Annotated in this window: 20 protein-coding genes; 13 read left to right on the forward strand and 7 right to left on the reverse strand. The window is 54.3% G+C overall.

Features of this window, described 5'->3' with window-relative positions:
* Positions 1-165: 165 nt before the first annotated feature.
* The 4 genes from ACWB12_RS02735 to ACWB12_RS02750 all read right to left on the reverse strand — a co-directional run bounded on the left by ACWB12_RS02735 (position 166) and on the right by ACWB12_RS02750 (position 4281).
* Positions 166-1650: a tripartite tricarboxylate transporter permease gene (locus ACWB12_RS02735; RefSeq protein WP_479528528.1), complete on the reverse strand. Its 1485-nt coding sequence runs from the start codon at positions 1648-1650 to the stop codon at positions 166-168.
* A 12-nt stretch (positions 1651-1662) separates the two neighbouring features.
* Positions 1663-2109 (reverse strand): tripartite tricarboxylate transporter TctB family protein, encoded by a 447-nt coding sequence (locus ACWB12_RS02740; RefSeq protein ID WP_479528529.1) that lies wholly within the window; start codon positions 2107-2109, stop codon positions 1663-1665.
* Complete coding sequence (locus ACWB12_RS02745) at positions 2109-3056, reverse strand: Bug family tripartite tricarboxylate transporter substrate binding protein (protein WP_479528530.1); 948 nt, start codon at positions 3054-3056, stop codon at positions 2109-2111. Before ACWB12_RS02745 ends, ACWB12_RS02740 begins: the two co-directional genes overlap by 1 nt.
* Positions 3057-3318: 262 nt before the next feature.
* Positions 3319-4281 (reverse strand): acetyl-CoA carboxylase carboxyltransferase subunit alpha, encoded by a 963-nt coding sequence (locus tag ACWB12_RS02750; protein ID WP_479528531.1) that lies wholly within the window; start codon positions 4279-4281, stop codon positions 3319-3321.
* 129 nt (positions 4282-4410) lie between these two features.
* Between ACWB12_RS02750 and ACWB12_RS02755 the strand changes: the two genes are divergently transcribed.
* On the forward strand, positions 4411-5247 hold the full coding sequence (locus ACWB12_RS02755; RefSeq protein WP_479528532.1) for an AraC family transcriptional regulator: 837 nt from the start codon (positions 4411-4413) through the stop codon (positions 5245-5247).
* 105 nt (positions 5248-5352) lie between these two features.
* Here ACWB12_RS02755 and ACWB12_RS02760 read toward each other — a convergent pair whose 3' ends face one another.
* Positions 5353-6312, reverse strand: a complete 960-nt coding sequence (locus ACWB12_RS02760) for an L-malyl-CoA/beta-methylmalyl-CoA lyase (protein WP_479528533.1) — start codon at positions 6310-6312, stop codon at positions 5353-5355.
* Positions 6313-6587: 275 nt separating this feature from the next.
* Between ACWB12_RS02760 and dgcN the strand changes: the two genes are divergently transcribed.
* The 4 genes from dgcN (at position 6588) to ACWB12_RS02780 (ending at position 9913) form a co-directional block, all read left to right on the forward strand.
* Positions 6588-7589 (forward strand): N-acetyltransferase DgcN, encoded by a 1002-nt coding sequence (gene dgcN / locus ACWB12_RS02765; RefSeq protein ID WP_479528534.1) that lies wholly within the window; start codon positions 6588-6590, stop codon positions 7587-7589.
* Positions 7586-8551: an N-acetyl-D-Glu racemase DgcA gene (dgcA, locus tag ACWB12_RS02770; protein ID WP_479528535.1), complete on the forward strand. Its 966-nt coding sequence runs from the start codon at positions 7586-7588 to the stop codon at positions 8549-8551. Before dgcN ends, dgcA begins: the two co-directional genes overlap by 4 nt.
* A gap of 13 nt (positions 8552-8564) precedes the next feature.
* Positions 8565-9428, forward strand: a complete 864-nt coding sequence (locus ACWB12_RS02775) for a D-amino-acid transaminase (protein WP_479528536.1) — start codon at positions 8565-8567, stop codon at positions 9426-9428.
* A gap of 107 nt (positions 9429-9535) precedes the next feature.
* Positions 9536-9913 carry a BrnA antitoxin family protein gene (locus tag ACWB12_RS02780; protein WP_479528537.1) on the forward strand — a complete coding sequence of 126 codons (378 nt, stop codon included), beginning with the start codon at positions 9536-9538 and terminating at the stop codon, positions 9911-9913.
* 137 nt (positions 9914-10050) lie between these two features.
* Here the strand turns inward: ACWB12_RS02780 and ACWB12_RS02785 are convergent, their stop codons facing one another.
* Positions 10051-11004, reverse strand: coding sequence for a radical SAM protein (locus tag ACWB12_RS02785; RefSeq protein ID WP_479528538.1), 954 nt, complete (start codon positions 11002-11004; stop codon positions 10051-10053).
* 185 nt (positions 11005-11189) lie between these two features.
* Between ACWB12_RS02785 and zwf the strand changes: the two genes are divergently transcribed.
* Genes zwf through pgi form a run of 3 tightly spaced genes read left to right on the forward strand, consistent with a single transcriptional unit; the run spans position 11190 to position 14920 of the window.
* Positions 11190-12641, forward strand: a complete 1452-nt coding sequence (gene zwf / locus ACWB12_RS02790; protein WP_479528539.1) for a glucose-6-phosphate dehydrogenase — start codon at positions 11190-11192, stop codon at positions 12639-12641.
* Complete coding sequence (gene pgl, locus ACWB12_RS02795) at positions 12642-13316, forward strand: 6-phosphogluconolactonase (RefSeq protein ID WP_479528540.1); 675 nt, start codon at positions 12642-12644, stop codon at positions 13314-13316.
* The gene (gene pgi / locus ACWB12_RS02800) at positions 13316-14920 is read left to right on the forward strand and encodes a glucose-6-phosphate isomerase (protein ID WP_479528541.1); all 1605 of its coding nucleotides are present in this window, start codon (positions 13316-13318) and stop codon (positions 14918-14920) included. Before pgl ends, pgi begins: the two co-directional genes overlap by 1 nt.
* Positions 14921-15246: 326 nt before the next feature.
* Here pgi and ACWB12_RS02805 read toward each other — a convergent pair whose 3' ends face one another.
* Complete coding sequence (locus ACWB12_RS02805) at positions 15247-15945, reverse strand: cyclic nucleotide-binding domain-containing protein (RefSeq protein ID WP_479528542.1); 699 nt, start codon at positions 15943-15945, stop codon at positions 15247-15249.
* 272 nt (positions 15946-16217) lie between these two features.
* On the opposite strand from ACWB12_RS02805, the gene ACWB12_RS02810 reads away from it, so the two are divergent.
* From ACWB12_RS02810 to narJ, 5 genes are all read left to right on the forward strand, one after another.
* Positions 16218-17669, forward strand: coding sequence for an MFS transporter (locus ACWB12_RS02810; protein ID WP_479528543.1), 1452 nt, complete (start codon positions 16218-16220; stop codon positions 17667-17669).
* 61 nt (positions 17670-17730) lie between these two features.
* Positions 17731-19350: an MFS transporter gene (locus ACWB12_RS02815; protein WP_479528544.1), complete on the forward strand. Its 1620-nt coding sequence runs from the start codon at positions 17731-17733 to the stop codon at positions 19348-19350.
* 63 nt (positions 19351-19413) lie between these two features.
* Positions 19414-23148 carry a nitrate reductase subunit alpha gene (locus tag ACWB12_RS02820; RefSeq protein WP_479528545.1) on the forward strand — a complete coding sequence of 1245 codons (3735 nt, stop codon included), beginning with the start codon at positions 19414-19416 and terminating at the stop codon, positions 23146-23148.
* Positions 23145-24692 (forward strand): nitrate reductase subunit beta, encoded by a 1548-nt coding sequence (narH, locus tag ACWB12_RS02825; protein WP_479528546.1) that lies wholly within the window; start codon positions 23145-23147, stop codon positions 24690-24692. The genes ACWB12_RS02820 and narH overlap by 4 nt, the downstream gene beginning before the upstream one ends.
* Positions 24692-25405, forward strand: a complete 714-nt coding sequence (gene narJ, locus ACWB12_RS02830) for a nitrate reductase molybdenum cofactor assembly chaperone (protein WP_479528547.1) — start codon at positions 24692-24694, stop codon at positions 25403-25405. Before narH ends, narJ begins: the two co-directional genes overlap by 1 nt.
* Positions 25406-25416: the final 11 nt, after the last annotated feature.

Raw genomic sequence — 25416 nt, forward strand, 5'->3', positions numbered from 1 at the left:
TTCCAAAAGATAAAGGAATTCAAAAGGATAGCATTACGTGCATGTAAAACTGACGATAGTTTTAAGGCCATGATTTCAATCGTCGCAACCGTCATTCATTTGCGGTAAACGTCAACAGGCCCTAATAAGGGGTGCAATCAATGCGCCCCTTATTGGATTATATACCTAGGCTTCGCTTTTTTGGCCGCGGATCAACTTATAGTAAGAATAGAGCGGCGGCAGCAGCAGCAGCAGGATTAGTAACCACATCACCTTGGCGATATTGCTTTCAAAGAAAATCCAAGGCGAGCCGTGACCGATGATCATGCCTTGGGTAAATCCACCTTCTGCAATCGGGCCAAGGATCAGACCAAGAATCAATGCTTCAAGCGAGAAACCAAGTTTTTTTAACACCAAGCCACCCAGCGCAAATGAGATCATCATGTAGACATCAAATACCGCATTGTTCAGGGCGTATGACCCAAGCACCGCGAACGCACTGACCACTGGCGCCATGATGGCGGGCGGGATCAGGGCGATGCGGGCGAGGTAAGGCGCAAAGGTTAGCCCGACGATCAAAAACACGCCATTGGCTACAAACATCGAGATGATGAACGGATAGGTCCGGTCGGCGTATTCGGTGAACAGATCCGGTCCAGGGATCATCCCGTGGATGATGAAGGCCCCCATAAGCGCTGCCGCGACCGAGTTGCCGGGAATGCCCAGCGTCAAGGTTGGCACCAATGATCCGCCAACGCAGCCGTTATTACCAGCCTCGGCGGCGGCGATGCCTTCGGGGTTGCCCTTGCCAAACAGCTCTTTGGTTTTTGATATGCGCTTTGACAGGTTGTAGGAAATGAACGCGGCAATGGTTGCCCCTTCACCCGGAAGGATACCGATCACCGTCCCCGTGCCAGACCCCAATGCGATGTGCTTGCCGATGCCTTTGGGCAACGGCTCGCTTTTCTGGGTTTTGTGCAGAGCCGATGTATCGACCGTGTGTTGGTGCATCCCCGCCAGCTCCAGCATTTGGATCATCGAAAATAGGCCAATCAGGGCGGGCATGAAATCCACACCGTCAACCAGTTCGATTAATCCCATCGTATAACGCTGGCTGCCCGACATATCATCCGTGCCAATCACGGCAATGATCATGCCCAACAGGCCCGCAATCAACGCCTTGATCAATGATGAATTTTCATCAGCAATCGAAATAATTCCGGCCAGCCCCATCAACGCGAGCAGGAAGGTTTCGGCAGGGCCAAACGCAAGCGCCTGTCGCGCCAGAATAGGGGCAAATAACAGCAGGATCATCACCGAGAATGTGCCGCCGACAAAAGAGGCAACGACCGATACTTTCAATGCCAGACCTGCCTTACCCTTTTTGCTCATCGGGTAGCCTTCAATGGCGGTGGCCACTGCGGCCGGTGTGCCCGGTGTATTCAGCAGGATCGCAGGTATGGATCCGCCATACATCGCACCGCAATAGATACCGCCCAACAGCATAATGCCCATTGTCGGATCCATCGTGTAGGTGAACGGCACCAATAGCCCCACGGCCATAGTGGCCGTCAGCCCCGGCATTCCGCCAATCGCCACACCGGCAATCGTGCCAATGGTGATGGTCAGCAGGGCGGGGCCTGAAAAAACAATAGCTAGGTATTCATACATTTTCCCGCCCCTCTAAAACAATTCGAGGCCGGGCAGATTGACCGACAAGAGTTGAATGAACACCAGATAGACAAACCCCAATACACCAACGGTTGTCAGACCTATGGTGATCAGATTTCGATACCCGAGCATGTAAGACACCACCGGAATGAACACTGCCGAAGGAATAAAAAATCCCAGCGTTTCAAACACCAGCGCAAAGATGACCAATCCAACCAGCAATCCAATAAAGCGCGGCAGGTTTTCTGTCAGAACGAGCTTGTTATAGCTTCTGTCCTTCAGCAGGCTATGGGCCAACTGAACTACTGATAATGTTCCAATTGATATCGCCAGAAACTGCACGTATTTGGCAGATGTTTTAATGGCGATCCCTCGGTAATTGGCTGTGCTGTAATATAGCAGCACAGCCATTACGATGAGCAGCGCCAAAATGGCGCGGTCAACATTCTTTTTGGTCATTACCAGGGTGCTTTATCAAACACAGCCTGAGTTTCGGCCTGCAAACCCGTCAGGTAAGACAGGTAATCAGTGCCTGACATTGGCAGCAAGAAGATCGAGCCGGTCATGGCGTTGGCTTGAAATTCGTCGCTGGCCATCACTTCGGTCAGCATTTTATCCAGCTGTGCTTGAATGTCGACATCTATGCCCGCTGGGGCAACGAAACCACGTGTCGCACGCATCAGAACTTCAATGCCCTGTTCCTTACCAGTTGTCATTTCCGGTAGGTGGCTGTCACGCTCATCGGTCAGCAATGCGATAATGCGGGCGTCGCCTGCTGCATGCTGTTTGATCATTTGTGACAGATTCATGAATGCCGCATCAACATGACCACCAAGGATCGCCGCTTTTTGCTCGGTCGAGCCTTTGGTTGGCAGCAAGTTGAATTCTACACCTGTTGCGGATTCAAACGCTTTAGCAGCAAGAAAATCATCCGATCCGATGCCGTTGACTGCAACAGTTAGCGAGCCCGCTTTGGCAGCAGCAGCCAGACTGGGTAGATCGGTAATCGCGCTGTCTTTAGGCACAACCACGATTGCAGGATCCTGCGCAGTGTTCCCCATCACATGAAAGCTGTCTAAAGTATATTGAGCACGGCCAGAAACAACATGGGCAACCAGTTGCGGAGTGAAAACCAGACCGATTGTATATCCGTCAGCATCCGCACGTGCGATGGCCTCGAACCCTTTTTGCCCACCGGAGCCGGGGACATTTTTAATCACAAATTCGAAGCCTTCGTAATTCTTTTCAGCCAGTTCAGTGAAAAGACGTGCGGTGCGGTCAGTTGACCCACCCGCCTTGGATGGCACAACGATCGTGATCGATTTTTCCGGATATTCAGCAAATGCAGCGCCTGCTGACACCCCCAGTGCAACCATAGCACCTACAATAAACGACTTCTTAAACATGTTATTCTCTCCCTAACATTTGGTTTGGCTGAATTGTTCGCGCAACAGCCTTGTCCATTCCCCCAGTGGCAAAATGCATCACCAGATATTTTCGCGTGGAATATGGTAGCATAACGTTTGAGAGGTCGAGCGGGGGATTTGGCTTTATTGGGGGCGGATTTTGGATATTTTTATTAACAATGTTACAAGAAACGGGTTTGCGCGCCGACATCGGCGTCTGTCACAACAATTGCCTACGCCCTGTAGAATCTGTTGAACTGGGCTACGCTGCCAGCCCCTTGGCGCCGATCGCCAGAAATTTGTCGCGCCGATCCTTGACCAAGGCGTTCGGTTTTTTCTTGGACAGCTCTTTCAGCGTGGCATTTAACGCTTTGCCAACATCCTTGATTGCCGCCTCGCGGTTGCGTTGGGCGCCGCCTGCGGGTTCCTTGACGATGACATCAACAACACCCAACTGTTTCAAGTCCTGCGCGGTCAGGCGTAGCGCCTCGGCGGCCTCGCGCATCTTCTCGGCGTCTTTCCACAGGATCGAGGCACAGCCTTCGGGGCTAATCACCGAATAAACTGAATGTTCAAGCATCAACAATCTATTGGCTGTGGCCAACGCAACCGCCCCACCGGACCCACCTTCGCCGATGATCACCGAAATCAACGGCACTTTTACTTGCAGGCATTTTTCAGTTGAGCGGGCAATCGCCTCGGATTGGCCGCGTTCCTCGGCGCCTTTGCCGGGGTAAGCACCCGGAGTGTCGACCAGCGTGATGATCGGCAGGCCGAAGTTGTCGGCCAGTTCCATCAGGCGGATCACTTTGCGGTATCCTTCGGGACGGGCCATGCCGAAATTGCGCTCGATACGGGTTTTGGTGTCATGGCCTTTTTCCAAACCGATCACCACCACAGGGGTGTCGCCCAGACGGGCCAGGCCGCCCATGACAGCGTGATCGTCGGCAAAATTGCGGTCACCGGCAAGTGGGGTATATTCGTTGAACAGGGCCTTGATGTAGTCCTTGCAATGGGGCCGGTCAGGGTGGCGGGCGACCTGACATTTGCGCCACGGGGTCAGATCCTTATATAGATCGGTCAACATGGCAGCGGCTTTTTTATCCAGCGCTGCGGCCTCGGCCTCAATATCCATTTCCTCACTCGCGCGTGCCATCGTGCGCAGCTCTTCGGCCTTGCTTTCGATTTCCGCCAGCGGTTTTTCAAATTCGAGGTAGTTGGCCATGGTGTTCTCCGCAAATACTGTTGCTGTGATATATGAAGGCGTAAGGCAGGATTTGCAACGGGGACAGTTCAGCAAGATTTGTTAAATGCGGTTGTGGTTTGGTGATTGTGGAGCCGATTTGGAGGCGAGATGCCGAATTCTTATGAAAAACGTCTGATGCGGGTGCTGGAGTATATCCACGCCAATCCGGCGGGCGATTTGTCACTGGATACATTGGCCGATGTGGCCGCGATGTCGCGGTTTCACTGGCATCGGGTGTTTCATGCGATGACGGGTGAAACCTGTGCGCAGGCAACTAGGCGTATTCGGCTGCATCGGGCAGCGTGTTGGCTGGTGCAAACCGATGATGCAGTGGCTGTGGTGGCCAAGCGTTGTGGTTATCCTAGCGCGCAGAGCTTCACGCGCGCGTTTGGCGAGGTGTTTGGCATGTCCCCCGGCCGGTTCCGTAAACGTGGCGATTTAACATCGCCATTTTTGCAAATCAGAAAAGGAGAATACCCCGTGTTTCCAGTAGAAATTATCACCGCCCCGCCCCGCCGTTTGGCAGCCAAATCCCACAAAGGACCGTATCCGGAAATCGGCGCGGCCTTTCAGCAGGTGGCCTCAGTGTTTGCCTCGCGCAACTTGTGGCCTCAGGCGCAGGGGATGGTGGGGATGTATTACGATGACCCTAGCAGCGTTGCGCCTGAGGAATTGAGGAGCCATGCAGGAGTATTGGTGGATCAGAGTTTTGAAATGCCTGAAAATCTGGAAGATATAACAATACCGGACGGGCGAATGGCGGTGATGCATTACAAGGGGCCGTATGCGGGGCTGAAGGCGGCCTATGACTATTTGTTTGGCGAATGGCTGCCCAAATCGGGCGAGGAAATACGCGAAGACCCAAGTTTTGAGATATATCTGAATGATCCGATGGATACCGCACCGGATGATCTGTTGACGGATATCTGTGTGCCGCTTGTATAGTTGGATGAGGCGGGTGTGAATTGCACCCGCCTCGAATTTCCAAACTCGATGGAACTGCGTTCTGATGCCGCTAAATGCAAATTGCGCCAAGAAAAGAAGAAGGGGTTAGTCGCCCTTGATCATTTCGGATTGGCGCACGATCACTTCGGCTTGTTTTATGCTGGCGATATCGACCAGACGCCCTTTGTAAACCGTGGCCCCTTCACCATTTGCCTTGGCTTGCTCCATTGCGGCGATGATCTCGCGGGCCTCTTTGACCTGTTCATCAGAAGGGGTGAACACATCATTGGCCAGTGCGATTTGTTTCGGGTGGATCGCCCATTTACCAACCATGCCCAAGGTGGCCGAACGTTTCGCTTGGGCGATAAAACCCGCATCATCCGAGAAATCCCCGAACGGCCCGTCAACCGGCAGCACCCCATGGGTGCGACAGGCCGCGACGATGGCGGTTTGCGCCCAGTGCCACGGGTCGGACCAGTATTTCGCGCCCTGATGGGCCATGTAATAGTTTTCCTGCGTGCCACCGATGCCGGTGGTTTGCATCCCCATGCTGGCGGCGAAATCGGCCGCGCCCAGTGACATGGCTTGCAGGCGGGGCGAGGCGGCGGCGATTTCCTCGACATGGGAAATGCCTGCCGCGCTTTCGATGATCACCTCGAAACTGATCGGCTTTGTGCGCCCCTTGGCGGTTTCAACCGCTGTAACCAACGCATCCACCGCATAGATATCGGCAGCGCAGCCAACTTTGGGGATCATGAACTGGTCAATTCGATCGCCAGCGCTTTCCAGAATATCGACCACATCGCGGTACCAGTATGGTGAATCCAGCCCGTTCAAACGCACGCTTAGATATTTATTACCCCAGTCAATATCGTTGATCGCTTCAATGACGTTGTTACGGGCGTTATCCTTGTCGGAAGGTGCAACGCTGTCTTCCAGATCAAGGTTGATCACATCGGCGGCGCTTTTCGCCATTTTTTCGAACAGTTCAACGCGGGAACCGGGGCCGAACAATTGGCAGCGGTTGGGGCGGGCAGGGGCGGAGGGTTGAAGGCGAAAGCTCATGATTGGACCTATGGGTAATGATGTTTCGAAATGCGCTAGGGATTTGATATGATAGTGCGCGGCCAGTCGCAAGAGCAACGCGACGGTTGTGATTGCACCAATTACAATGAGCCGCAGGAATCACATTCATTTACACCCGCTGCAGAAGATTATTCCAATACTTTTCATATAAATCGAAGAAATATCGAATTATTGGATAAATAACTGCAATTAATGCAATGCAATATCGGGAGTGATCTCGCATTATTGCCTAGGATATTTTCAGGGGCAGAATCATGATCGAAACACCATATCTACTATTTCTCGGCAATGCGCCGGACCAGCTGGCCGTCAAAGTGGCCCAAGGTATCAAAGATTGGAGGCCGGAAAATTCGGTTGGGCAATTCCGGATGCAAGGCTGTGGGGCCGACCTTGGGCTGAAGGATATGACGCTGGCCGAGGCGAAAGTCGCGGGGGCGAAAACGCTGGTGATCGGGGTGGCCAACCGTGGTGGCATGATCTCGCAATCTTGGCGCGATGTGATGGTTCAGGCGCTGGAGATGGAATACGATATTGCCAGCGGGTTGCACAATCTGCTGCGTGACGAGGGGCCGTTGATGGCGGCGGCACAAACCTATGGTGGCACGTTGCATGATGTGCGGGTGCCGTCGGTTGGTTACCCCATTGCTAGCGGGGTCAAACGTAGCGGCAAAAGGGTGCTGGCGGTGGGCACGGATTGTTCAGTTGGCAAGATGTATACAGCGCTGGCGATGGACGCCGAAATGAACAAGCGCGGGATGAAATCGACGTTTCGGGCCACGGGACAGACCGGTATTTTGATCACCGGCCACGGGGTGCCGCTGGATGCAGTGGTGGCCGATTTTATGGCAGGGTCGGTTGAGTATCTGACGCCGGATAACGAGGCGGATCATTGGGATCATATTGAAGGGCAGGGCAGCCTGTTTCACGCCTCGTATTCGGGTGTGACGATGGCGTTGATCCACGGCGGTCAACCCGATGCGTTGATCTTGGCGCATGAGCCGACACGCACCCACATGCGGGGATTGCCGGATTACACTCTGCCGTCGCTGGAGCTGTTGCGTGACACAGCATTACCAATAGCGCGGGTAGTGAACCCTGCGTGTCAGGTGGCCGGGATATCGGTGAACACCCAGCATTTTGGCGAGGACGAGGCATTGTCTTATTTGGAAGGTGTCGAGAAACGGATGGGGCTGCCTGCGGTCGATCCATTCCGTCAGGGCGCTGGGCGCCTGGTAGATGCATTGGCAGCATTATGACAATTACAGTCACGCCGGATGTGTTCAAATTGGCGCAAGTATTCACCATTTCGCGCGGGTCACGAACCGAGGCCAAGGTGCTGACTGTTCGGGTTAAACGGGACGGTATCACCGGCTGGGGCGAATGTGTGCCCTATGCGCGGTATGACGAAACGCTTGAGAGTGTAACGGCGCAAGTGGAGGGATTGCCAGCCGACATCAGCCGTGCCGATTTGCAAGGTGCCTTGCCCGCAGGGGCGGCGCGAAATGCGGTGGATTGTGCGCTGTGGGATCTGGAGGCGAAACAAGCGGGCAAGCGGGTTTGGGAGTTGGCAGGATTGCCAAAGCCCGGCCCCGAGATTACCGCCTATACTCTGTCGCTGGACACGCCTGAAAAGATGCGCGAACAGGCAGCAAAGCATGCATTTCGCCCTCTGTTAAAGATCAAGCTGGGCACACCAGACGATATGGCGCGGCTAGAGGCGGTGCGCAGCGGCGCCCCTAAATCGGCGATTATTGTGGATGCAAACGAGGGCTGGTCCGCCGCGGTTTATACAGAGATGGCGCCGCATTTGCTGCGGCTTGGGGTGAAGCTGGTGGAACAACCTTTGCCTGCGGGCGAGGATGAAGCGCTGATTGGAATGGAGCGTCCCGTGCCGGTTTGTGCCGATGAAAGTTGCCATGATTGCAGCAGCTTACCGCATCTAAAGGGCAAGTATGATATTGTGAATATCAAGCTGGATAAAAGCGGCGGGTTGACTGAAGCGATCAAGTTAAAAGCGGCTGCCGAGGCAGAAGGATACGGTGTTATGGTCGGCTGTATGGTGGGGTCGTCTTTGGCGATGGCGCCTGCGGTCTTGATTGCGCAGGGTGTGGCCTATACAGATCTTGATGGGCCGTTGTTGTTGGCAGAAGACCGCGATAAGCCCTTGAAATTTGATGATGCCGGTGTGCATCCCCCCAGCGCGGCCCTTTGGGGTTAACAGGAGAGAGATCATGAGCAGGACAGTTTACGTAAACGGGGAATATCTGCCCGAAGGTGAAGCCACGGTTTCGATTTTTGATCGCGGTTTTTTGATGGCGGATGGGATTTATGAGGTGACCTCGGTGCTGGATGGCAAACTGATCGATTTTGACGGTCATGCGGTGCGGCTGAAGCGCTCGTTAAGCGAGCTGGACATGGCCAGCCCGATTGAAATGGATGATCTGCTGGAGGTCCACCGCGAGCTGGTAAAAGTCAACGGGATCGACAATGGAATGATCTATTTGCAAATCACGCGCGGGTCAGCCGGCGATCGGGATTTCATGTTTCCTGACCCTGAAAAAGTGCCCTCGACCATTGTTTTGTTTACACAAAATGTGCCTAACCTTGCGGATTCCGATCTGTCAAAACGCGGCACCAAGGTGATATCAGTAGAGGATATCCGCTGGCACCGGCGCGACATTAAAACGGTGCAATTGCTGTATCCGTCGATGGCCAAAATGATGGCCAAAAAGGCCGGATGCGATGATGCGTGGCTGGTCGAGGATGGCCATGTGACCGAGGGCACAAGCAACAACGCCTATATCGTCAAGGGTGGCAAAATCATCACCCGCCAGCTGTCAAACGACATCCTGCACGGCATCACCCGCGCGGCTGTTTTGCGGTTTGCAAAAGAGGCGCAGATGGTGGTGGAAGAACGCAGTTTCACCATTGAGGAAGCGCAAGGCGCGGACGAGGCGTTTACCACATCAGCCAGTGCATTTGTGATGCCTGTGGTCGAAATTGACGGGGCGAAAATGGGCGACGGAACACCGGGGCCGGTGGCCAAAAGATTGCGCGAAATCTATCTGGAAGAAAGCCGTAAATCGGCAATATGATTTCCATATGAATCGCATATGAATTCCATATGAGTCGCGAACGGTCGGTTTTACGGCTGTTAAGGGATGTCTGGCAGGGTCGGGTTTTACAATAGTGAGGCCCGAAAATGTTTAAGACAGAACACTTAAATGACCCGCATCCGATTAAACAGCCTGCGGGCCGCAAAGCCACGAAAACCGATCTGCGATATTTGCAGGCCGCCACGGATTCACTAATGCGGTTGCACATGAGGGTTTATGGCGCGGAAATTATGTCACTGCACGCGCCCGAGAAGTGGGCCGAGTTGGAGGAGGCATTCCATTGCGAGCCAGAAAAGGTTCGGATAACTCTGCTGCTGGACGCGCCGGTGGCCAAGTTTTTCCGTATGAAGGGGCGTGGCTATCAGGCGCTGGTCAATCAGGTGTTGCGCACCTATGCGGAACTGCGACTGGCGCGGGTGCTGGAGGGGCCACAGGACCGTGGGCCGAGTGGTGAGGCGTTATAGGTTTGGGGTGACGCAGGCCAATAGGCGATATGGTCAGGTAGGTTTGCATCCCGTCATGAAAAATTGAAATTTTCCAACTCGTTTTCTTTCAAGAAAACACGTCACCTGTCAACTAAATGCCATGGCCAATGATGCAACTACGCCGAGCAACTGGCCCCGCCGAGCACACAGAATTTGGCGCAGTGGGCGTGGTTTAGATAAACGTCTGCTTCGGCTTGTTCCAGTGTCGTGCCCATTTCGAATTCTTTGGAATAGGGCAGCAAGGTGCAGGCCAGAACTGTCGCGTGGTCTGCGCCTTTGCGTTTGACCACCATGCGGGACGAGGAACACATCACGTCATTCGGTGACTTGTTCAAAATGTCCCAGCAGGCGGTGGTGATTTCCGGCACTTCGACCGTTTCATCCATTTCGGGGAACAGCACGCACATGGCAGGGTTAGAAGCGTCAATATCATAGCTGCGTTTAGCAAACAGCGCGGCAAAACCGGCGCGTTCCTCGGATTCGGAATCGTGCCACAGCATCCGGCCTGCCACGGCCATGCGGGCACCGATTGATGCCAGCCAATCCATGCCCTCTAAGGTTTTATCATAGGCGCCGTCGCCGCGCATCTGGTCATGGTGCGCTTGTGTATGGTGATCCAGCGATACACGGAAGGTCAGCTTGTCGCCAAATTCGGCCACCAGTTTTTCGATCCCCGCCTGAACCGATTTGCGCATCATCGGGCGCATGGCGTTGGTCAGGATCAGCACCTCGTATCCGGCAACCAATGCTGCGCGGGTCATCGCGTTCATCTGCGGGTTCATATAGGGCTCGCCGCCGGTAAAGCCGATTTCACGCACCGGCCAATTGCGTTGCGTGATCTGTTGTAGATAACCGGTTACATCCCCGACAGTGAGGAAAACCAGCCGATCATTGATCGGCGAGGATTCGATATAGCAATTCACACAGGTGATGTTGCAAAGGGTTCCGGTGTTGAACCACAGGGTTTGCGCATGGGTCAGGCCGACGGAGGCCCGTGCCTCGCCCTTGGCTGTGATCATCCGATCCTCGAATTTACCTATATTGGCCAGTTCAACAGCTTGATCTTTCATCATATTCTCTTTTTAATCGCTTATGTACCTATTGCTACTGTGCAATATAGGCCATTGAAAACCCTTGTTAACTGGACTGACGAAGTTGTGAAGCAAAAACCCTGTGATAGAGTATGATTTTGAGCATAGTAAATGCTGAGAATACATTATAAGTTAGCGCTAACATGATTTGTGAAGGATAAAATATGGCATCGCGTGTTATTCCGGTTGAACCGTTTGATCTGGTTATTTTTGGCGGCACGGGGGATCTGGCACGGCGCAAGATACTTCCGGGGCTGTATCGCCGGTTTGTCGCCGGACAAATGCCCGAAGGAGCGCGGATTATCGGGGCTGCCCGCACCGATTATGACGACAAAAGCTATCGTGCCTTTGCCCGCAAGGCGGTTGAGAAATACGTGCATGTGAAAAAGCATGACGGCGACAAGATTGACGCGTTTATCAAAAGCCTGAGTTATTACCAGATTGATGCATTGGGAGATGATGGCTGGAAGGATCTGGCCAAAGTGGTGCGCAAGGATGAGGTGCAGGCGTTCTATTTTTCGGTCGGTCCGCGTCTGTTTGGCGAATTGGCCAAACGGCTGCATAAATACAAGATCGCCAATAAACACGCGCGTATTGTGGTGGAAAAACCCTTTGGTCACGATCTGGAGTCAGCGCAAAAGTTGAACGCGACACTGGCCGAGTTTTTCGATGAGGCACAGATTTACCGGATTGATCACTATCTGGGCAAGGAAACCGTGCAAAACCTGATGGCGGTGCGGTTTGCCAATATCCTGTTTGAACCGCTGTGGAATGCGCAATATGTCGATCATATCCAGATCACCGTATCGGAAACCGTCGGGGTTGGCGGGCGCGGTGCCTATTATGACAAATCCGGCGCGATGCGCGATATGGTGCAAAACCATTTGATGCAACTGCTGTGCCTGATCGCGATGGAGCCACCGGCACATTTTGATCCGGATTCCGTGCGCGACGAAAAACTGAAGGTGATCCGCGCGCTGGAGCCGGTGCCATCCGAGGATATTGTGCGCGGCCAGTATCGGGCGGACGGGGATGAGCCGTCCTATGTTGAAGATTCCGAAAACTCCGACAGCAAGACCGAGAGTTTTTTGGCAATGAAGGTGCGGATTTCAAACTGGCGCTGGAGCGGCACACCGTTTTACCTGCGCACAGGCAAGCGGCTGCGAGCCCGCAAATCCGAAATTGCCGTGGTGTTCAAAGACCCGCCGCACCTCATATTCGAGCCACAAGACGGGCGGCGCTGTAACGAGCTGATCATCCATCTACAGCCCGACGAGGGTATGGATATGCGCGTCACCATCAAGGAGCCGGGGCCAGGTGGTATGCGCCTGATGTCGGTGCCGCTTGATATGAGTTTTGCCGAGGCATTGGGTGAGGATGCGGATGATATTCCGGACGCCTATGAGCGGCTGATCATGGATGTGATCCGTGGCAACCAGACCCTGTTTATGCGCGGTGACGAGGTGGAGGCCGCTTGGGCATGGACCGACCCGATCATTGAGGGCTGGCAAGATCGCGGCGATGCGCCTAAACCTTATGATGCAGGAAGTTCAGGACCGGAAGACGCGCTGATGTTAATGCACAAAGAGGGCCGCCGCTGGCGGGAGATATCGTAAATGAAAAAGATAAAATACCCCGATGCTGAAATGATGGCGATGGATTTGGCCGATTTGCTGGCCAGCGAAATTAACGACGCCCTACACAATAAGGACCGTGTGACGCTGGTCGTACCCGGTGGCACCACGCCGGGGCCGATATTCGATATCCTGTGTGGCGTGCATCTGGACTGGGACCGCGTCAATATCATGCTAACCGATGAACGCTGGGTGCCGGAAAGTTCGACGCGCTCCAACACCCGCCTGTTGCGTGAACGGCTGCTGGTGGATCAGGCCGCAGCGGCCACCTATATTCCGCTTTATAAAGACGCTGACTGTATCGAGACGGCGCTGCCCGATTTGTCAGGTGCCATCGGTCCGTTGCTGCCGGTCGATATTCTATTGCTTGGTATGGGCCAAGATATGCACACAGCATCGCTGTTTCCCGGGGCGGACAATCTGGCGCAAGCGTTTGATGCGCATGCGCCATTGTTGTTACCGATGCGGGCCAAAGGAAGCGACGAGCCACGGGTGACGCTGACCGCGCCGGTGTTGCAGGGCGCAATGTCGACGCATGTGGTGTTCACCGGCAAGACCAAGAACAAAGCGGTGAAAGCCGCGCACAAGATCAATGATCCTATGGTCGCGCCGATTTCGGCGTTTCTGAAGGGGTCATGCGTGCATTGGGCACCTTGATGGGCATTTGGGAACAACTCTCTAAAGCGCAAGCCGAGGTTAATGACCGTGCAATCCTGTCACTGTTTGATGATAGCGGACGGGCAGGGGCGTTTTCCACCCGACTGGGCGATATGTTGTTCGATTATTCCAAGACTAACATCGATGATGGCACAATGGTTTTGCTGCTGGAGCTGGCCGAGAGCGCCAATGTGACGGCGCGGCGCGATGCGATGTTTGCCGGCGACAAGATCAACGAGACCGAAGGTCGTGCGGTATTGCACACGGCGTTGCGCAATCTGGATGGTCCTGCGGTGATGGTGGATGGCGTGGACGTGATGCCGGATGTTTTGGCCACATTGAAGCGGATGGATGCGTTTGCCAAAGACGTGCGGGCGGGCCGGTTCACCGGGCAGGGTGGCATGATCACCGATGTGGTAAATATCGGCATTGGTGGTTCCGACCTTGGACCAGCAATGGCAACGCTGGCGCTGGCACCCTATCATGATGGGCCAGCGGTGCATTTTGTGTCCAATGTCGATGGGGCACATATTAGCGATACCCTGCGCGGGCTGGATCCGGCGACCACGCTGGTGATTGTCGCCTCCAAAACCTTTACCACAATTGAAACCATGACAAATGCACAGACCGCACGCGACTGGCTGGCGGCATCTGTGGATGATCCGGCGGCCCAATTTGCAGCCCTGTCATCTGCCGAGGAAAAGACCGGCACATTCGGTATCCCGCCGGAACGGGTGTTTGGGTTCGAGGATTGGGTCGGTGGGCGCTATTCGCTGTGGGGACCAATCGGGATGAGCATTATGCTCGCTATTGGCCCCGACAATTTCCACGATTTTCTACGGGGTGCGGCGGCGATGGACGGTCATTTCCGCACTGCTGACCTTGCGGATAACATGCCGGTCCTGCTGGCATTGGTCGGCATCTGGCACCACCAGATTTGCGGTTATGCCACCCGCGCTGTGCTGCCTTATGACCAGCGCCTGTCACGGCTGCCAGCCTATTTCCAGCAGTTGGAGATGGAAAGCAACGGCAAATCCGTGGCAATGGACGGCAGCGCCTTAATCCGCTCCAGCGGCCCTGTTGTTTGGGGCGAGCCGGGCACCAACGGGCAGCATGCGTTTTACCAGTTGATCCATCAGGGCACCGATGTTGTGCCCTGTGATTTCATGGTTGCAGCACAGGGGTTTGAGCCTGATCTTGTGTATCAACACCAGCTGTTGCTGGCCAACTGTCTGGCCCAATCCGAGGCCTTGATGCGGGGGAGATCATTGGATGTGGCCCGCGAAATGATGGCGGCCAAAGGGCTGACGGAGGACGAGCAGGAACGTCAGGCGCGCCACCGCACATTCGCCGGAAACCGTCCATCAACCACGCTGATCTATCCAAAATTAACGCCGCATATGTTGGGCCAGATCATCGCACTATACGAGCATCGGGTGTTTGTTGAAGGCGTGATTTTGGGCCTGAATTCCTATGACCAATGGGGGGTTGAGTTGGGCAAGGAGTTGGCCACCGCGCTTACACCGGTTGTGGCAGGGGACGAGAGTGCCGAGGGTAAGGATGGTTCGACCAGAATGTTGGTGGAATACATTCACAATAACTGAAGGCAACAATCCAAACGCACGTTGAATTCGTAAAAAAGAGTTAAATTATCAAGTGCATGGCTGGCCGCATGTTCCAATAATCGCTGGTGTTTCATCGGCGCATAATTTGGCGCCGCAAAAACAGCATCGCAATGTCCGCTTTACGAGACGATGCTGGTAATCGGGCAGCCGGAATTTTCAAAATTCCGATATGGAAAATTGCAATTTTTCAGCCCGTTTTCTTTTAAGAAAACGCTTCGCGTTGCCAATGTAGTGCATGGTCAATTCAGTCTCATTCCAGGCATCTGACGAATTTTAGTCGGACGACCTCTATTGGGAAATCTGCCCTAACTTCTGGGGTCGTCAATCAGCGGTGTCGGTTTGGCCAGCCGCTTAAGGTCACCCGGTTTGGTGATCTCGACAGTCTGCCCGTCGATGTTAACCCCGTAGGGGCGCAGCGATTTGATGGCGCGAGACAGGTTTTCCGGTGTCATGCCCAGAACCGAGGCCAAGCGGCGTTTTTCGATTGTCAGGGTGAAGGTATCAGCCCCGCCGGTTTTTTCCTGCCACTTCAGCAGGTAGTTCGCCAGACGTTCAATCGAGGTGCGCAGTTTTAGTCCCTTCACGCTTTTGATCACGCCGCGATAGCAATAGGCCAGCTCCATCACCACTGCGCGGGCAAAGTCGTGGTCTTTCTCGAACACCTGTCGCACGTCTTCGGCGGGCAGCATGATGATGCGGGAGCGTTCCAGTGTGCGGCCCGACATCAGGTTGGGGGCGTCACGGATAGCGGCGGCCAAAATAAAGGTGGCGCCCTCGCGCAGGATGGTCATGGTGGTTTCGCGCCCGCCCCAGTTGGCCAGCAATTCGACACTGCCATCCACAACGATATGCAGGAAATCACAGGGGTCGCCTTCGATGATCAGTTCCATGTTGGGCGGGAAGGTATGCACATATGCACCGCGCACCAATTCGGCAAAACTGTCATCCGTCATTTCCTTGAACAAGGGAAGGCTGCGGATGGCTGGAATATCGGTGCTGCGCATGGAGAGCCTCAAGCTGTGGGCGATTGACATATATCAAGTCAAAACACGGCAAATGTCAAGATCGGGGCGACAAATTGTGGCGCAATAAGATGAAATATTACAGCGCTGCGCGTGACAATTGTCGGTAACACATTAATATTAAAGGAAAAATGCGCTTGTTTGATCTGCATCAAGATATCGCTGTGTTGATGCCGCTATCCAGTTAGCAATTGGGGACTCAGGCTTGAGTTTTATGCAAAGCGCATTGTGTCCCTGCCAAAAGGGGACAGAAAATGGAATTACAAAACAAAGCAACCAGCCTTTGGGGGAATTTCTTCAAGGTGAATATGGTGCAGATCAGGACATTCCACATGACGTGGTTTGCCTTTTTCGCATGCTTCTTTGCCTGGTTCGGTATTGCGCCAATGATGATCATTGTGCGCGAAGAACTAGGCCTAACGAAATCACAGGTCGGCTGGACCATCATCGCATCCGTTGCGGTGACAATCTTTGCGCGGCTATTTATCGGCTGGTTGTGTGACCGGATCGGTCCACGCCTCGCCTATACATGGTTGCTGGTTCTGGGCTCGTTGCCTGTGGCAGGCATCGGGTTGGCGGATGATTTTACGTCGTTCCTGCTGTTCAGGCTGGCGATCGGGGTGATCGGGGCGTCCTTTGTGATTACTCAATATCACACATCGGTTATGTTCGCGCCCAATGTGGTGGGCACGGCCAATGCAACCTCCGCTGGCTGGGGCAACCTGGGTGGTGGTGTGACGCAGGTCGTAATGCCGCTGATTTTCACAGGTTTCATCGTTGGTTTCAACTTTACCGATGCCCAAGCATGGCGCGCCTCTATGGTTCTGGTCGGGGTCATCACATTTCTGATCGGGATCGCCTATTACTATCTGACGCAGGACGCACCTGACGGGAACTATAAGGAATTGCGCGAAAAAGGCATGCTACCATCCAAAGACAAGGTGACAGGTGCCTATTTCAAGGCGATGGCGGATTACCGCGTTTGGCTGATGTTCATCATTTACGGGGCATGTTTCGGTATCGAGTTGTTGATCAACGGATCAATCGCGCTGTATTTCGTGGACTACTTTGGCTACTTCAAGGGTATGCCGCTGGCCGAGGCTGCGGTGACTGCTGGTTTGATCGCGTCATTGTTCGGTCTAATGAACATCTTTGCCCGCACATTGGGCGGTATCTTTGGCGACAACTTTGCATCCCTATGGGGTCTGAGGGGTCGCACAACGTGGCTGTTCATCGTGCTTCTGGGCGAAGGCCTTGCGCTGATGTTGTTCAGCCAGATGCCGATCCTGATGTTGGCCATTCCGACATTGATCATCTTCTCGCTGTTTACGCAGATGAGCGAGGGGGCGACCTATTCAGTGGTGCCGTTTGTCAATAAAAAAGCACTGGGCGCGGTTGCCGGTGTGGTTGGTGCGGGCGGTAACGTCGGTGCGGTTCTGGGGGGGTTCCTGCTGAAAAGCGAAGCCTACAACAGCAACTGGGACGAGGCCTATTTCACCATCGGTATGATCGTGACCGGTGTTGCGTTTCTGGCGCTGTTCATCCGGTTCTCGCCTGAAAAAGAGGCCGAGGAAAAGGCGCTGTTTGAATCCGCCAACCTGGATATTTTGCAAGGCCGTGCAGATGAAGCAAATGCAGCACTGCGTCATTCGGTTGAGGTGGTTGCGGAATACAACCGTACGCATGACGAGAAAATCAAACGTTAAATAGAAATAAAGTGGCGGGCCGCTGATGGCCTGCCCCAAAGTTTACCCAAGGAGGGATAAAGTGGGACAAGATATTAGAAACTGGGACATTGAGGACGAGGGCTATTGGGCCTCGACCGGCAAGTCCATCGCGACGCGCAACCTGTGGATTTCGATCCCCAGCCTGCTGGTCGGTTTTGCCGTATGGCTGTATTGGGGCATCATCACCGTTCAGATGATCAACCTTGGTTTTGCCTTCGAGAAATCACAACTGTTTACCCTTGGCGCCATCGCCGGTCTGACCGGCGCGACGCTGCGTATCCCTTCAACCTTTTTCATCCGAATAGCGGGGGGGCGAAATACGATCTTTTTCACCACCGCGCTGCTGATGATCCCGGCCATTGGCGCGGGTTATGCGCTGTCCAATCCGGACACGCCGCTTTGGCAGTTCCAGATACTGGCGTTCCTGTCGGGTATCGGTGGTGGTAACTTCTCCTCCTCGATGTCCAACATTTCGTTCTTCTATCCGAAAAAAGTGCAAGGTTACGCGCTGGGGATGAATGCGGGTCTGGGCAACTTTGGTGTGACAACCATGCAGATCGTTATCCCGCTGGTGATGACATTCGGTCTGTTTGGCGGCAACAGCCGCACGCTGGAAATCACATCCGGCACGATTTTCAAACGCATCCCTGCGGGGTCTGAAACCTACATTCAGAACGCCGGTTTCGTTTGGTTGATCGCGCTGGTCCCGCTGGCCATTCTGGGCTGGACCATGATGAACAACATTCGGGATGAACACGTATCACCCGACATTCCAAACCCGATTGGCGCCTTCGCTACCATCACCGGCATGTTGATGGTTGGCTTTTTAACCGCAGCATTTGGCCTGTGGCTGCTGTTGCCCACTGTTCCGGGTGGTTTGCCAACCTCGGGTCTGGGTCTGTCAAAATGGATCGTCTTGCCCATCGTGATTGCGCTGACGGTGTTCTTGTTGAAAATGATCCCCGGTGCGGTTGGGCAAAACCTGTCGCGCCAATACAAGATATTTGGCAACAAACACACATGGGCGATGACCGTGATCTACACCATGACCTTTGGCTCATTCATCGGTTATGCCGCAACTTTCGCGCTGGCGATCAAAGTTGTATTCGGCTTCACCCACGTTATGGGCGCTGATGGTATTATGGACCATAGCATGGCCAACGCAAACGGCCCGTCGGCCCTGATGTATGCATGGATGGGCCCCTTCATCGGTGCGTTAATCCGGCCAATTGGTGGCATGATTGCCGATAAAATGGGCGGCGCGAAAGTGACGCAAATCATTTCGGTTATCATGGTGGCGTCGGCACTGGGTGTGGCATACTTCCTGAAACTGGCCTACGCATCGGCCACGCCAGAGCAGTATTTCTTCCCCTTCATGGTGTTGTTCCTGATCCTGTTTGCCATGACCGGTATCGGCAACGGATCGACCTTCCGCACAATCGCGGTTGTGTTTGACAAAGAGCAGGCTGGCCCTGTTCTGGGTTGGACAGCTGCGGTGGCTGCTTATGGTGCGTTCATCATCCCCAAAGTATTTGGTGAGCAAATCAAGGCAACCACACCGGAATACGCGCTATATGGTTTCGCAGCCTTCTATACGCTGTGTATCGTGATCAACTGGTGGTTCTATCTGCGCCCCAATGCTTACGTGAAAAACCCGTAAACTGACATCTGCCCGCCCCGGCATCGGCTGGGGCGGTATCCCTTTAGAACAGGAGAGATACCAATGAGCCATCTGCTCGACCGCCTGAATTTCTTCCAGTCCAAGCGACTGGATACGTTTTCCAACGGCCACGGTGAAACCACCCGTGAGAACCGCGACTGGGAAGACGTTTACCGCGACCGCTGGCGTCACGACAAAGTTGTTCGTTCGACCCACGGTGTGAACTGCACCGGATCATGTTCGTGGAAAATCTATGTTAAATCCGGTATCGTGACCTGGGAAACCCAGCAAACCGATTATCCACGCACACGGCCCGATATGCCGAACCATGAGCCGCGTGGTTGTCAGCGTGGGGCCTCCTACAGTTGGTATCTGTATTCCGCCAACCGGGTGAAAACCCCGCTGATCCGTGGTGCCCTGATGCGCGGCTACCGCAAGCTACGCGCCACGATGAGCGCGACTGCCGCGTGGAAAGCGTTGCAAGAGGATCCGATCCTGCGGGCGTCATATGTTAAAACCCGTGGTAAAGGCGGGTTCGTTCGCGCCACATGGGCCGAATCCAACGAAATTATCGCGGCTGCCAATGCCTACACCGCCAAAGAATACGGCCCTGACCGCATCTTCGGCTTTTCACCGATCCCTGCGATGTCGATGGTGTCTTATGCGGCTGGTGCGCGTTACCTTTCGCTGATGGGCGGCACATGCTTGTCATTCTATGACTGGTATTGCGATCTACCACCGGCCAGCCCGATGACATGGGGCGAGCAAACCGACGTTCCGGAATCGGCTGACTGGTATAACGCGGGCTATCTGCTGCTTTGGGGTTCCAACGTGCCGCAAACGCGGACGCCGGATGCGCATTTCTATACTGAAGTTCGGTATAAGGGCACCAAATCTGCTGTGATCAGCCCCGACTATTCCGAGGCTGCCAAATTCGGCGACATCTGGTTGGCACCCAAAGCGGGCACCGATGCGGCGCTGTCGATGGCGATGGGTCATGTGATCTTGCGTGAATTCCATCTGGATCGTCAGGTCGAATACTTTGAGGATTACACCCGCAAATATTCCGACTTCCCGATGCTGGTGCGTCTGGACGAAAAGGACGGCAAACTGATTGCCGGTCGTTTCCTGCGGGCTGATGATTTGGCTGGCAAGCTGGGTGAAAAGAACAACCCCGAATGGAAGACTGTGGCGTGGGATAGCAAATCCAATTCGCTGGTCGCACCAAACGGCACGGTTGGTTTTCGCTGGGGCGAAGATGGCGAGTGGAACCTTGAGGAGCGCGCCAAAAGCAAAGACACCGAGCTGTTGTTGTCGCTGATTCAGGAAGAAGACCGTGACGATGTTGTCGGCGTCGATTTCCCGTATTTTGGCGGTCAGGCGACTGAAAATTTCGTGAAATGCGAACACCCCGAGGTGATGACCAAAAACGTTCCGGTCAAGCGGATCAAAGTGGGCAAGAAGGAAATTCTGGTCACCACTGTGTTTGATCTGTTCTGTGCCAACTACGGTCTGGACCGTGGTCTGGGCGGTGATTGGGTCACGGATGATTACAGCAAGGACGTGCCATACACCCCTGCATGGGCCGAGAAGATCACCGGCGTTCCCGCCGAGAAGATCGAAGTGGTTGCACGCGAGTTTGCATCGAACGCTGAAAAAACCCATGGCCGGTCGATGGTTATTCTGGGGGCCGGTCTGAACCACTGGTACCACATGGATATGAACTATCGCGGCATCATCAATATGTTGGTGATGTGTGGCTGTGTTGGTCAATCAGGCGGTGGTTGGGCCCACTATGTGGGGCAGGAAAAACTGCGCCCGCAAACCGGCTGGACACCGTTGTGTTTCGCGCTGGATTGGCATCGCCCACCACGGCACATGAACTCGACCTCGGCATTTTATGCCCACTCGGACCAGTTTCGTTACGAGCAAATCGGGGTGGAGGAAATTCTGTCGCCGACAGCGCCCGAGGGTGATTGGGACGCGAGCCTGATCGACTATAACATCCGTGCCGAGCGCATGGGCTGGTTGCCATCTGCACCGCAGTTGAAAACCAACCCGCTGGAAGTTGGCAAGGCCGCGAAGAAGGCCAAGAAACCTGTCGCAGAATATGTGGCCGAACAGCTAAAATCCGGCAAACTGGAAATGTCGTGCGAAGATCCGGATGCACCGGAAAACTGGCCGCGTAACCTGTTTGTGTGGCGTTCCAACCTGTTGGGCGCGTCCGGTAAGGGCCATGAATATTTCATCCGGCATCTGCTGGGCACCGATCACGGTGTTCTGGGCAAAGATCTGGGGGAAGAAGGTGGGCGGATGCCTAAGGACGCGAAATGGCACGATAAAGCGCCCGAAGGTAAACTGGACCTGTTGGTGACGATTGATTTCCGGATGTCCACCACCTGTGTCTATTCCGACATCGTTCTGCCAACTGCGAGCTGGTATGAGAAAGACGACATGAACACGTCGGACATGCACCCGTTCATCCACCCGCTGCAAGCGGCAGTTGATCCGGCATACGAAAGCCGCACCGATTGGGAAATCTTCAAGGGTCTGGCCAAAGCGGTCAGCGAGATAGCACCTGAAATTCTGGGTGTTGAAACCGACGTTGTGCAGTTGCCGTTGCAGCATGACAGCCCGATGGAAGTTGCGCAGAACATTGTGCAGGATTGGAAGAAAGGCGAATGTGATCTGGTCCCCGGTAAAACCGCGCCGAACTATATCGAAGTCGAGCGGGACTATGCCGACATCTATAAAAAGTTCACCTCGGTTGGTCCATTGCTGGACAAACTGGGCAATGGTGGTAAAGGCATCGGCTGGGATACCAAAGTCGAAGTGCAACATCTGCGTGACCTGAATGGTGTGGTTCTGGAAGAGGGTGTGTCCAAAGGTATGCCCAAACTGGACACCGCGATTGACGCCTGCGAGATGATCCTGATGCTGGCCCCTGAAACCAACGGCGAAGTGGCCGTCAAGGCATGGGAGCAGTTGGGCAAAGCCACAGGGATTGACCACACGCATCTGGCAAAACCCAAGGAAGACGAAAAAATCCGTTTCCGCGATATTGCTGCACAGCCGAGCAAAATCATTTCCTCCCCCACTTGGTCGGGAATTGAAAGCGAACACGTCAGTTATAACGCTGGTTACACCAATGTTCACGAGCTGATCCCGTGGCGCACGCTGACCGGTCGTCAGCAGCTATATCAGGACCATCTGTGGATGCTGGCGTTTGGTGAGGGGCTGTGCAGTTATCGGCCACCTGTCGATCTGAAAACCATCAATCCCGAGATCAATATTGACGAGGGCGAGCCGCATGTGATTCTGAACTTTATCACACCACACCAGAAATGGGGTATCCACAGCACTTATACGGACAACCTGACAATGCTGACGCTAAATCGCGGCGGCCCTGTGGTCTGGTTGTCCGAGGATGATGCCAAAACCGCCGGTCTGGTCGATAATGACTGGGTCGAGGTTTACAACGCCAACGGCGCCCTAACGGCCCGCGTCGTTGTCAGCCAACGGATGAAAACCGGCACCATCTATATGTATCACGCCCAAGAAAAGATCGTGAATACACCGGGTGCTGAAACCACCGGCATCAGGGGCGGGATCCACAACTCGGTCACCCGCACCACGGTTAAACCGACCCACATGATTGGTGGTTACGCCCAGCAATCCTACGGGTTCAACTACTATGGCACGGTCGGATCAAACCGCGATGAATTCGTGATTGTTCGCAAGATGAGGAAGGTCGACTGGCTCGACACCCCTGTTAATTCAACGGAGGCAGCAGAATGAGAATCCGCGCACAAATAGGCATGGTGTTGAACCTGGATAAATGTATCGGGTGTCACACGTGTTCGGTGACGTGTAAAAACGTCTGGACCAGCCGTGAAGGCGTTGAATATGCTTGGTTTAACAACGTCGAAACCAAACCCGGCATTGGCTATCCCAAGGATTGGGAAAATCAGGCCAAATGGAATGGTGGCTGGCAACGCTCAAAACGCGGCAAGTTGCACCCCAAACAGGGCAGCAAATGGCGCATTCTGGCGAACATCTTTGGCAACCCTGATCTGCCCGAGATCGACGACTATTACGAGCCGTTCACCTTTGACTATGACCATCTGAAAGCCGCACCTGAAATGTCGGCCTTCCCCACTGCGCGCCCACGGTCCCTGATCACCGGCGAGCGGATGGAGAAGATCGAATGGGGTCCGAACTGGGAAGAAATTCTGGGTGGCGAGTTTTCCAAGCGTTCAAAGGACTACAACTTTGAGGGCATCCAGAAGGAAATCTATGGCGAATATGAAAATACATTTATGATGTATTTGCCACGGCTTTGTGAGCACTGTCTGAACCCGACCTGCGTGGCATCCTGCCCATCCGGTGCGATCTATAAGCGCGAGGAAGACGGCATCGTGCTGATCGACCAAGAGAAGTGTCGCGGTTGGCGGATGTGTGTTTCGGGCTGTCCTTACAAAAAGGTTTACTACAACTGGGAAAGCGGCAAATCCGAGAAATGTACATTCTGTTATCCGCGCATTGAATCCGGTCTGCCGACAGTTTGTTCGGAAACCTGCGTGGGCCGCATCCGTTATCTGGGTGTGATGTTGTATGACGCGGACATGATTGAAGCGGCCGCCGATACGCCGAATGAGAAAGATCTGTTCCAAGAGCAACTGGATGTGTTTCTGGACCCGCATGACCCAGCCGTTCAGGCGCAGGCCTTGGCTGATGGTGTTCCGCAAGAGTGGATCAATTCAGCGCAAAAATCGCCGGTCTATAAAATGGCGATGGATTGGAAGATCGCGTTCCCGCTGCACCCTGAATATCGCACCCTGCCGATGGTTTGGTATATCCCGCCATTGTCACCAATCCAGAATGCCGCCGAAGCAGGCGCAATCGGGATTGACCGCGATATGCCGGATGTAAAATCCCTGCGTATACCTGTGCGGTATCTGGCCAACATGTTGACCGCTGGTGATGAGGCCCCTGTGGTTTCGGCGCTGGAACGGATGCTGGCCATGCGCGCCTATATGCGCAGCAAAACCGTGGATGGTGTGATTGATGCGGGCATCGCCGAACGTGTCGGCATGACGCCTGAATTGATCGAGGATATGTACCACATCATGGCGATTGCCAACTACGAGGATCGTTTTGTGGTGCCGACAACGCACCGTGAAATGGTCGAGGATGGCATGGATATCCGCACTGGCTGTGGCTTTACCGACGGGAACGGTTGTTCCACCGGTATGACCACTGGCAGCATGTTTGGTGGCAAGAAAAAGGACAAAGGCTTCTCTATTCCGCCAATGCCTGCCGCCGCGAAAGGAGCGCTGTAATGCACATGCCCTTAAAAGCGATATCGGCGCTGCTGAGCTATCCGACAGTAGAGCTGCAACAGGCCAAGGCCGAGTTGGTTGACGCATTGCAGCAGGGTGACCTGCTGCCTGCCCAAACCGTCACGGCGATGACCGCGCTGATCGATGAAATCGCCGCTGGTGATATTTACCAGCTGCAAGAAACCTATGTCGGGCTGTTTGACCGCTCGCGCACCCTGAGTTTGAACCTGTTCGAGCATGTTCACGGTGAAAGCCGTGATCGGGGTGGGGCGATGGTTGATCTGGTTGAAAACTATCGCGCGGCAGGTTTTGAGCCTGCCACAAGCGAGTTGCCTGACCACATTCCGGTCTTGCTGGAATTCCTCGCCTTGCGTCCCATTGACGAGGCGCGGGAGGTGCTGGCAGATGCCGCGCATATACTGGACGTGCTTCAAACGCGCCTCACACGCCGTGAAAGCATTTATGCGCCGGTGTTTGCCGCCCTCTTGCATATTTCCGGTGCTGTTGCCGATCAGGCAGCGGTCGCCGAATTGCTGGCGGTCAAGGATGATGATCCGGATGATCTGGAAGCACTGGACGAGGTTTGGGAAGAAAGCGAAGTCACTTTTGCCCCCGATCCAAACGCCGGTTGCCCACAGGTTCGCGATATGCTCGCCACAATGGACACCCCCCGTAACGCACCGCCACAATCACCGCCCGCGGCGGCAGAATAAGGAGACAGAGA

Source organism: Profundibacter sp. (assembly GCF_056498605.1).